This window comes from Aliterella sp. E5.1, from assembly GCF_057473825.1.
Map to the genome: position 1 here is coordinate 1 of NZ_JBYCCV010000200.1, position 3,383 is coordinate 3,383.

A 3,383-nucleotide genomic window follows, 5' to 3' on the forward strand; every position below is an offset into this window, starting at 1 on the left:
CATCCTTTCTATGACGCCTTTGAGTTCCCATAGATTTTGTAGCAAAGGACGTGCGTACAAACCATAGTTGGCGTGCGAGGTCATCGGCGCAAAGGGAGCGTATACGCTGTTGGACCAAATCTAAACCCGAGCTGGCAAAGAAGTCTACAGTCGTTAAACCGTTACTATCCCAGATATGCCGAGAGCCAACCTGCGTGTAAAAAATGGGTATATCGCCACTTGTTAAATCATTTATTTCAGACAACGATAATGTATTGCCTCCTGTATTTCCAAAAACAGGTATCCTAAATATGTTACTCAAAAAAATGTCCTTGTCTAGACCATTCTTCAGTAAATCAGGGTGGTATGTGTCTAATAATCTGTCTGCATAAAACCTTGTGTTTCTTGCTATATAGCGCACTCTGTCCTCACGAAACGCCATGATCGGTCCTACTTCATTCAAGAGGGAAGTTCTCTCTCTCTCTAATAAAAGATACATTGATCTGAACCCCTGAGCAATGTATTCAACATATGCATCCGGAGCGACCTGTTGGTCCTCAGTAACAGGCTGGTTCGTCGCTTCATTTATGGGAACATGCTCGAAAGCAACACGCATTAAATCAGTGCCTATATTTGTCCAAACGGGCACCTTGAACGGCGTAACTTGGTTGGAGGCTTTCCCCATCCCACTCAGATCAACACCTTCGGAGTCGCTATCGGAAAAAAACATACGGGGTAGATAACCCGTTTTTAAGACGGTATCGCCATAAAAGTCTTGCGAGTCTGTTTTCATCGTGTCCTTAGAAGAACGTTTTTGATGAAATAGGGCTTCTATATCAATCAATATGGGATGATCACCGCTAGCAATAACATTTTCCGCGTGAAAATCGACAGCATTCAGTATATACATAAGAGCCAGAAGTCCCCCCTGCCTCATGTAAAATGTTTTAATGCCTTCAGTTGAATTACAACTCTCATGGTTAATGTGTTCCGCCCAACCATATGTTCCCCTATCTAGAACACTGGCCGCTTTTAAACGAGGCGAAAAACCACGTGTATTGGTCCACGAGATCAATGACTGAAAATGGTAATCCGCAGCCAGCGACCTAGGTTTATACAGCAGTTTAGCTCCACTTGTGAAACGTAGAATAAAGACTGAATTTCCTTGCGCATGTTTGTCGCCGACATCTCCTTCAATTCCTTCCAAAACACCTAGCGTTGATGGTCGACCTTTGAAAAAAGTATTTAAAACCTCGTCCCAATCCGAACACAATCTTACAAAGAACTTCAAAGCAACTGCTTTCCAATTATCCTTTACCTCGATAATTCTGCGAGCCAGAATCGGATATTCGCGCAAAACATTAAACACGTAACCGCTATCCCCTAACATAGAAAGGAAATGCGAAAAACGTGCCTCCGGAGTGTCGCCTTGTAAATTATTTTGTTTACGCTCTATATTCAATTGCAAAACTAGGGTGCGGCTTATCAGAGAGCGATACTGACTTGGTAGGCTTGAGATAAGAATATCTGTCACGCTATCTAAAGACAGCAAAGCTCCTGGCAAATCCATTCGTGAGACTTCCAGGAAATGTCTTAGGTCGGCTTGTAGTTCGTTCCAAGCTTTGACCACCACCGGTTTGATGAAGAGCAAAAGCCCCTGACACAACTCATCTATGCACCGCGGAAAGCTACCATCTGGTTTGAAAGAGGTAGTGGAACTTGCGTCACCTAAGTCGTAGGCATTAACTAGGTCTTTTAACCAGTTTGGTGTTCCACCGAACAGATCCTTAGCGGGCGTCGCACAGATAGTATTGAGATCGAAACTGGTAATAGCGTGAGCAGACAACAACCGTTCGAAGTCTTCTGGGTCTGACAACAGCGATTCCCAAAGCTCGAATTTTTCTGATTTTATTGTGTGAGTCGGTTTGTTACAGCACTGAAGGGCCGAAACCCTCTCTTTTAGCGTAAAAGCTTCATACCAAGACGGATCTTTATAAATACCCTCTATGGTGTTGAGGTTATCGTGCATTTTTCGTTAAATCCATTTAACTTTTTGCACAAACGGTTCGCCGACTGAACATGGCTTGGTTTCGGCATTATGGCCAATCTCGCGCAAGTTCCTTTTGCCGTGGTCCATGATAAATCAGAGCGCCCTTAACGCAAGGGCGCTCTAATCATATTCAGATACAGTATGGGACCATGCAGGTGTAGTCCGCTTTGGTGTCTGGTCCACACTTTGCAATTATGGTGACAACGATGGTCACACCAGGTTGTGTGCCCTCTTCGTCCTTCCAGCTGATTTCACCCGCAGGATTCCCTTCCATGGCAGACAACTCGGCTTCGGTCAAGGAATGTCTATAACTTGGATCTCTCCACGCACGGATCGTGTTAGTGTTTTCCATAGCTACTTCCCCCTTAACTAACCTAGTGCTAAACCCACCCACGGTTAGAATTCAGCCAATCTTCCCGTTTTATATTTAAAGCACTAAAGTGTGCCGTGGACACTTTGAGTGCTGTACGAACGGCAAAGCGCCATTACTTACAAACTTTGCCTGAGCAGACATTAGCACAAAAAGTAACCACATGCAAGATGGGTCAAAAAATAAGTGGCTCCCTTGAAATGGTTGGAGTTAACAAGGGTATAGCGGACACCTAGAGTAGAGACGCGTCGATCGTCTCGAAAGGGGTTCGCATGAGTAAGAAGCGGGTGGTGCAGCAGTATGAGGTCGAATTCAAGCTGGACGCGGTGCGGCTGGTTGAGGAATGTGGTGCCTCACAGTTTCTGGTTTGGATTCTGGCGGATATAGGGATGACTTCTAGACATTGACACCTCTCTGCTCACGCTATGTCATGCGTACCGGTATCCATCAGCTCGGGATAACTCTAAGGTGGAGTTGCCCCGGTTTGATGGACACCTAAACGCTTGAGGTAGCATCCTCAGGAAGAGAAGGTGTTCACATGCCTCCATCAAAGCCTCCTTATCCACCAGAATTCAAGCTCGAAGCGGTCCAGCTCTATAACCGGAGTGGGAAGAACCTCCAGGAAGTCGCCTCTAACCTCGGTGTGTCGACCAACTCGTTAAGGGAGTGGATCCGCCGGGCCGAGGGTAACGACTCCCCCAACGGCAAAAGCCGGGCGGGTGGTCTAAGTCGGGACGAGCGCGAGGAACTCTTAAGGCTTCAGCGAGAGAATCGCATCTTGCGTGAAGAGCGGGAGATCCTGAAAAAAGCCGCGGCCTTCTTTGCTCAGGAGACCAACAAGACACACTAGCGGTGTTGGTAATGCTCCAGTGATCTCTTCCAAACGAGACCCAAACTATGCGAGGGTTGAAGAATTTGGAGGAAGTACATGGGCAAGCAACGAAAGACGTGGAGCGCAGAGGTCAAAGAAACCATCGTACTGTC

Annotated in this window: 3 protein-coding genes; 1 reads left to right on the plus strand and 2 read right to left on the minus strand. The window is 46.4% G+C overall.

From position 1 onward, the window contains the following. The coding region (lanM, locus tag AC2VE5_RS24905; RefSeq protein ID WP_486890294.1) for a type 2 lanthipeptide synthetase LanM at positions 1–2,008 on the minus strand (2,008 nt) is incomplete at its 3' end. Positions 2,009–2,159: 151 nt separating this feature from the next. Further along, positions 2,160–2,381: a mersacidin/lichenicidin family type 2 lantibiotic gene (locus AC2VE5_RS24910; RefSeq protein WP_486890295.1), complete on the minus strand. Its 222-nt coding sequence runs from the start codon at positions 2,379–2,381 to the stop codon at positions 2,160–2,162. A gap of 556 nt (positions 2,382–2,937) precedes the next feature. Here AC2VE5_RS24910 and AC2VE5_RS24915 point away from each other — a divergent pair. Further along, positions 2,938–3,249 (plus strand): transposase, encoded by a 312-nt coding sequence (locus AC2VE5_RS24915; RefSeq protein ID WP_486890296.1) that lies wholly within the window; start codon positions 2,938–2,940, stop codon positions 3,247–3,249. Positions 3,250–3,383 lie beyond the last annotated feature (134 nt).